This is a genomic window from Pseudoalteromonas sp. G5_S1_54_S4 (assembly GCF_054968565.1).
In genome coordinates this window covers 24,040-30,133 of the sequence record NZ_JBQKUL010000048.1, presented here as the reverse complement: position 1 = coordinate 30,133, position 6,094 = coordinate 24,040, and the positions used below count along the sequence as shown (strand labels likewise).

Annotated in this window: 6 protein-coding genes; 3 read left to right on the top strand and 3 right to left on the bottom strand. The window is 41.7% G+C overall.

All coding sequences use genetic code 11. From position 1 onward, the window contains the following. Nucleotides 1–169: 169 nt before the first annotated feature. Nucleotides 170–1,258 carry a cell division protein ZapE gene (gene zapE / locus ACTRWE_RS15830; RefSeq protein ID WP_427684444.1) on the bottom strand — a complete coding sequence of 363 codons (1,089 nt, stop codon included), beginning with the start codon at nt 1,256–1,258 and terminating at the stop codon, nt 170–172. A gap of 133 nt (nt 1,259–1,391) precedes the next feature. Here zapE and ACTRWE_RS15825 point away from each other — a divergent pair, with 133 nt between their 5' ends. The 3 genes from ACTRWE_RS15825 to ACTRWE_RS15815 all read left to right on the top strand — a co-directional run bounded on the left by ACTRWE_RS15825 (nt 1,392) and on the right by ACTRWE_RS15815 (nt 4,471). Next, nucleotides 1,392–1,826 carry a Z-ring associated ZapG family protein gene (locus ACTRWE_RS15825; RefSeq protein WP_008115546.1) on the top strand — a complete coding sequence of 145 codons (435 nt, stop codon included), beginning with the start codon at nt 1,392–1,394 and terminating at the stop codon, nt 1,824–1,826. 122 nt (nt 1,827–1,948) lie between these two features. Further along, a complete protein-coding gene (locus ACTRWE_RS15820) occupies nt 1,949–3,301 on the top strand; it encodes a Do family serine endopeptidase (RefSeq protein WP_462880306.1) in 1,353 nt (450 codons plus the stop codon). Nucleotides 3,302–3,388: 87 nt separating this feature from the next. After that, on the top strand, nt 3,389–4,471 hold the full coding sequence (locus ACTRWE_RS15815) for a trypsin-like peptidase domain-containing protein (protein ID WP_013463993.1): 1,083 nt from the start codon (nt 3,389–3,391) through the stop codon (nt 4,469–4,471). A 91-nt stretch (nt 4,472–4,562) separates the two neighbouring features. Here ACTRWE_RS15815 and murA read toward each other — a convergent pair whose 3' ends face one another. Both murA and ACTRWE_RS15805 read right to left on the bottom strand, forming a co-directional pair. Next, on the bottom strand, nt 4,563–5,822 hold the full coding sequence (murA, locus tag ACTRWE_RS15810; RefSeq protein ID WP_008465122.1) for a UDP-N-acetylglucosamine 1-carboxyvinyltransferase: 1,260 nt from the start codon (nt 5,820–5,822) through the stop codon (nt 4,563–4,565). 14 nt (nt 5,823–5,836) lie between these two features. Beyond that, nucleotides 5,837–6,094, bottom strand: a complete 258-nt coding sequence (locus ACTRWE_RS15805) for a BolA family protein (RefSeq protein ID WP_007378312.1) — start codon at nt 6,092–6,094, stop codon at nt 5,837–5,839.

Here is a 6,094-nt window from a genome sequence, read left to right as displayed (position 1 = left end):
AGTCTACCATGAGATAGGTTCGAGGTTCGAGGTTCGAGGTTCGAGAAATAAAAAAACCTTGTGGTTAACATCGCAAGGTTTTTTATTTGTAAATAACCAAATTTACGCGAGGTAAACTCGCTGCTACGTAATCTCAACCCGCAGCCCGTCGCCCGCTAACCTTCGTATTTTAAGCTAAATGCTCTCGGGCTAAATATTCTAACGATTGCATTTCTTGCAGGCGACTAATACAGCGTTTAAATTCAAAGTTTAAATTGCCTTGTGTATAGAGCTCGGTAATGGGTTTTTCTGCAGAGATAATTAAGGTAACGTTACGCTCATAAAACTCATCTACCAACGCAATAAAACGCCTTGCTGCATCATCATTATTTTGTCCAAGCTGTTTTACGTTTGATAAAATAACTGTGTTATATAATCGGCTTATTTCCATGTAATCCACTTGGCTACGTGCGGTTTCACACAGTTCGCTAAATTCAAACATAACGATGCAATCAGACACCTTGCGGGTTTTGATCATCCGCCCTTCTATTTCAATTGGGGTGTCTACTTTACCGGCCTCAGGGGAGAGCTTATCAAAGTATTCAAATAGGTTTTTATCAGCTTGCTCATCAAGCGGGCTGTGAAAAATTTCTGCTTGTTCCAGTGTACGTAACCGGTAATCAACACCGGAATCTACATTAACTATTTCAGTATGCTTATTCACTAAGGCAATAGCCGGTAAAAAACGAGCGCGTTGTAAGCCATTGCGGTATAAGTCGTCAGGTACAATATTTGACGTGGCAACCAGCACAATACCACGAGCAAATAGCGCTTCCATTAAACCACCGAGCAGCATGGCATCGGTAATGTCTTGTACAAAAAACTCATCAAAACAAATTATGTCTGTTTCTGCTTTAAAAATATCGGCAACTGTTTCTAATGGGTTTGCTGTGTTGTTTAACTTTTTAAGCTCGTCGTGTACTCGGTGCATAAAACGGTGAAAATGCACTCGCATTTTTCTATCGCCCGGCAAAGCTTCGTAAAAAGTATCAACTAGGTAAGTTTTACCACGGCCTACGCCACCCCAAAAGTATAAACCTTTAATGGGAGCTGGCTCTGCTTTATTAAAAAGCTTTGCAAAAAAGCCTTTAGATTGTGGTTTTGCTTGTGTTAAATCGTCGTATAAACGTTGTAAATGACGAACTGCATTTTCTTGTGCTGCGTCATGTACAAAGTCATCGCGTTGAAGGTCTTGCTGGTATGTTTGCCAAGGAGTCATATCTATTTACAGTTAAAACACAGTTTAATTTGTAAAGCATATTAACACGCATCAATACTCAGGGTATATTAGACTTAGTATGAATTATTATTGAACTAAATTTTTTTAGTTATTTTCGCATAGAGGTGAATTTATGGGTACATTTACATGGGTAGGTTTAGTGATAGTGGTTGCTATTGCTGCATTTTTCGTTGGTGCCTTTGTCACTAAAAAACAATTTAAACAAGATGAGTTAGAGCAACAAGCAGAGCAAGCTAAGCATTCGCTTGAGCAGTATCGTCAAGATGTTGCCGACCATTTAGCGAACACTGGTAAGTTAGTAAACAAAATGAAAGAAAACTACGACCAGTTATTAAGCCATGTTGAAGAAACCAATCAACTATTACTTGAAGACAGAAATAAAGCCCCTGCTGAACCGTTTTTCTCTAAAGAAACCACAGAGCAGTTACAAGCGTCATTAAAAGAGCGTAGTTCAGATCGCTCAAACGCCGATGCTCAACCAGCTGATTATGTGTCGGGTAAATCAGGATTGTTTGCTGGTGATGTGAATACTTCTAAAGCATCTTGATGAACTTTTTTTTGACCCCATAGTCTTTAGATATAACAGCTTTGTTGTTTTATCTTACTGATATACTTTTTTGAGGCTGCTTATTGCAGCCTTTTGCTTTTTAAGTGGAGTAAACCCTGACTATGAAAATGAAATTATCACTTATCAGTGCTGCTATTTTATCTACTAGCTTATTACTAAGTCCAACCGCCTCGTTTGCTAAATTGCCGGTTGCCATTAATGGTCAACAATTACCAACACTTGCCCCTATGCTTGAGCAAATTACCCCAGGTGTAGTGAGTATTCAGGTTTCAGGCTCTAAAGAGGTTCGCCGACGCGGTGACCCGCTCGATTTCTTTTTTGGCAACCCGCAGCCACGTAGCCAAAAGCGCCAGTTTAGTGGTTTAGGCTCTGGAGTTATTATTGATGCTGACAAAGGTTATGTCGTTACTAACAACCATGTAGTGCAAGACGCTGAAAAAATGGTGGTCACTCTTGAGGATGGCCGCGAATATGAAGCAACAAAAATTGGTAGCGATAAAGAGTCTGATATTGCGCTACTACAAATAGACGCAGATGAATTAACCGCAGTAAAGCTAGCTAACTCAGATGACTTACGTGTCGGTGATTTTGCCGTCGCAATTGGTAACCCTTTTGGTTTAAGCCACACGGTTACCTCAGGTATTGTTAGCGCATTAGGCCGCAGTGGCTTAAATATTGAAGGCTACGAAGATTTCATTCAAACTGATGCCGCGATAAACCAAGGTAACTCAGGTGGGGCTTTAGTTAATTTAAACGGTGAGCTGATTGGTATTAATACCGCTATTTTAGGTGCATCAGGCGGAAATGTGGGGATTGGCTTTGCTATTCCGTCAAATATGATGAAAAACCTTGTTGATCAAATTGTAGAGCATGGTGAAGTACGCCGTGGTTCGTTAGGTATTTCAGGCCGCCCTCTTGATGCTGGCCTTGCTAAAGCACAGCAGCTTGATGTTAAACAAGGGGCTTATGTTATGCAGGTAATGGATGACACTGCAGCCAGCAAAGCCGGTATTAAAGCAGGCGATGTAATTATTAGCATTAATGGTAGCGAAATTAGTGGCTTCCATGAACTACGCAGTAAAATTGCCACCTTAGGTGAGGGTCGTGAAGTACAGTTGGGGATTTACCGTGACGGTAAAGTTAAAAATGTGGAAGTAACCCTAGATGGTGCATCAGGCATTACCGCTGCGGGCGAAGAGTTACACCCAGCATTCCAAGGTGCAACACTGGAAAACGTGAATAAGAACAAAATGAAAGGGATTGAGGTGACCTCTGTCGACCCTCGTTCGCCATCAGCACGAGTAGGCCTTGAAGAAGGCGATGTTATTGTGCAAGTAAACCGTCAACGAGTAGAAAGCATTCGCGACATGAACAAAATTATCGAAGATATTCAAGGTAATATTGTGTTAGGTGTAAAACGCGGGCGTGAATCTATTTTTGTATTAATTCAGTAATAATACAATAAAAGTAACAGCGGCACTTGCCGCTGTTATTTTTTTTGTGCCATCATAAAGGGATTGCTCACTAACAATAAGAATACCGTGCTAAAACTTCTAAAATTTGTACTTCCTCCTCTATTTGCCGGTTTAGGCATTGCTTTTTTAGTGGTTTTTTTTAGCCCTAACATGCGCACTGCACTGCTACCTAACGTGCCGCTACCCAGTGCAATGACTGCAAGTCATTTGAGCTTTTCTGACGCAGTTAAGCGCGCAGCGCCATCGGTTGTCACCATTTTTTCAGAAAGCATTTCTAAAGAGCCACGCTATAAACGCCAAAATACGGTGCAAGAGCTTGGTTCTGGGGTGATCATGTCACCTGACGGTTATATTTTGACTAATTACCATGTGATCAATAATGCCGATCAAATACTGGTTATTCTTACTGACGGCAGACGTTTTTTTGATGTGCAACTCATTGGCTTTGATACTATTACCGACTTAGCATTATTAAAAATAAATGCCAATCACCTGCCTGTTATACCCGTTAACGATAACTACAGTTCGAGTGTAGGCGATTTAGTATTAGCCATCGGAAACCCACTTAACTTAGGGCAAACCATTACTCAGGGGATCATTAGCGCCACCGGTAAGCAAAAAATTACCGACAGTCCTTACAATAACTTACTGCAAATGGACGCTGCTATTAACGTAGGTAACTCTGGTGGTGCACTGGTAAATTCTAATGGCGATTTAGTAGGGATCACCTCTGCCCAGTTTAAAACCCGTGAAAACTTAAATATACAAGGGATCTTTTTTGCGGTGCCTTACACCTTGGCAAAAGAGGTAATGGGCAAACTTATTCGCCATGGTCGTGTAGTACGCGGCTATTTGGGCTTTGAAGGCACAGCGGTAGACAGTACAGGTAAAGAGGTCAATGATAGCTTAACGCCCGTTGCAGGCATGCGTATTACCAACCTAGACCCTTTAGGTCCTGCATGGCAGGCGGGTATAGAAGAGCAAGATATTGTGATTAAAATTGCTGGGCTTTCAGTGGCTAATCCACAAAATGTATTGAAAAAAATAGGCAGTACCGAACCGGGGAAAGAAATTGAGTTTGAGCTATACCGTAACGGTGAGATACAAAAAATAATGGTGAAAGTAGCAGAGCTTGAAACCAAGCTATAAAGCGCTTATTTATACTTTGGCATTAGACATAAAAAAACGCGATAGATCATCGCGTTTTTTATGGATTAGAATAATAATTGTATTAGTATAACTAATTGCTTTTGCGTTTGATGTTAGCACCTAGCGCACTGAGTTTATCTTCAATACGCTGATAACCTCTATCTACATGATAAATACGATCAACAACCGTTTCGCCTTGGGCTACAATCCCCGTTAGAATAAGACTCGCTGATGCACGAAGGTCAGTTGCCATTACTTGCGCACCCGATAAGCTTTTTGTTTCACCACAAAAGGCCGTATTGCCTTCTAAGCGAATATTAGCGCCCATACGTTGTAGCTCAGGCACATGCATAAAACGATTTTCAAAAATAGTTTCGGTAATCGTCGCACTACCATTAGCCACCACATTTAATGCGGTAAACTGCGCTTGCATATCGGTTGGAAAACCAGGATGAGGCATAGTTTTAATATTCACCGCTTTAAGCTCTCGGCCTCGCATGTCTAGGTAAATACTGTCATCGTGCACTTCTAATAACGCATTGGTTGCACGTAGTTTTTCTATTACTGGCTCAAGTGAATGAAAGTCGGTCATTTTACACAGAACTTCACCGCCAGCCATCGCTGCAGCCACTAAAAAGGTACCTGTTTCAATACGATCCGGTAATATGCGGTGTTCACAGCCTGATAAACGCTCAACCCCTTCAATCTCAATACGGCTTGAGCCCGCACCACTGATTTTAGCCCCCATAGCAATTAAGCAATTGGCTAAATCGATAATTTCTGGCTCACGGGCAGCATTTTCTAGTACTGTTTTACCCTCGGCGAGCGTTGCCGCCATCAGTAAGTTTTCAGTAGCACCTACGCTGATCATTTCCATGAAAACTTCAGCGCCTTTTAAGCGACCATCTACTTTGGCATTAATATAACCGTTTTCAACGGTTATTTGAGCGCCCATACGCTCTAAGCCTTGAATATGAATATCAACCGGGCGCGCACCAATAGCACAGCCACCAGGTAAGGATACTTGTGCCTCACCAAATCGAGCGACTAAAGGGCCAAGTGCAAGCACTGACGCACGCATTTGCTTTACTAAGTCATAAGGCGCTAACGTGCTATTTACCGTTGCACCATCAATAATGAGTGAATCGCCCTGCCACTGAACATCAGCGCCTAACGTTTTCAGTAAGGCTTCGGTCGTGATGATATCGCGAAGATGTGGTACGTTAGTAAAAGTACTTTTGCCATCAGCTAATAAAGCTGCAAATAGAATCGGAAGAGCTGCGTTTTTAGCGCCAGAAATAGTTACTTCACCAGCCAGTGAAGTGCCACCTTGAATTACAAATTGATCCATCTAAGGGGCCTTATTTATTGCGGTAAAATGAATTTTTGCTCACGTTTCCACTCTGTCGGAGTAAAAGCGCGGATAGAAACAGCATGAATAGTACCGTCTGAAATAGTGTTCATTAATGGCCCATATACTAGCTGTTGCTTTTTAACACGACTTAATCCGTCAAAGCATTCACCGACAGCGATTACTTCATAATGACTGCCATTGGCTTTTACATGTACTTCAGCTAACTGAAGTTCGTCGCGTAATAATGTTTCGACTTGACTCGTTTCCAT

What these genes read in the sequence shown, in the direction of transcription:
- ACTRWE_RS15825 (WP_008115546.1), top strand. Translation starts at nt 1,392, where the DNA reads ATGGGTACATTTACATGGGTAGGTTTAGTGATAGTGGTTGCTATTGCT.
- murA (WP_008465122.1), bottom strand. Translation starts at nt 5,822, where the DNA reads ATGGATCAATTTGTAATTCAAGGTGGCACTTCACTGGCTGGTGAAGTA.
- ACTRWE_RS15820 (WP_462880306.1), top strand. Translation starts at nt 1,949, where the DNA reads ATGAAAATGAAATTATCACTTATCAGTGCTGCTATTTTATCTACTAGC.
- zapE (WP_427684444.1), bottom strand. Translation starts at nt 1,258, where the DNA reads ATGACTCCTTGGCAAACATACCAGCAAGACCTTCAACGCGATGACTTT.
- ACTRWE_RS15805 (WP_007378312.1), bottom strand. Translation starts at nt 6,094, where the DNA reads ATGGAAACGAGTCAAGTCGAAACATTATTACGCGACGAACTTCAGTTA.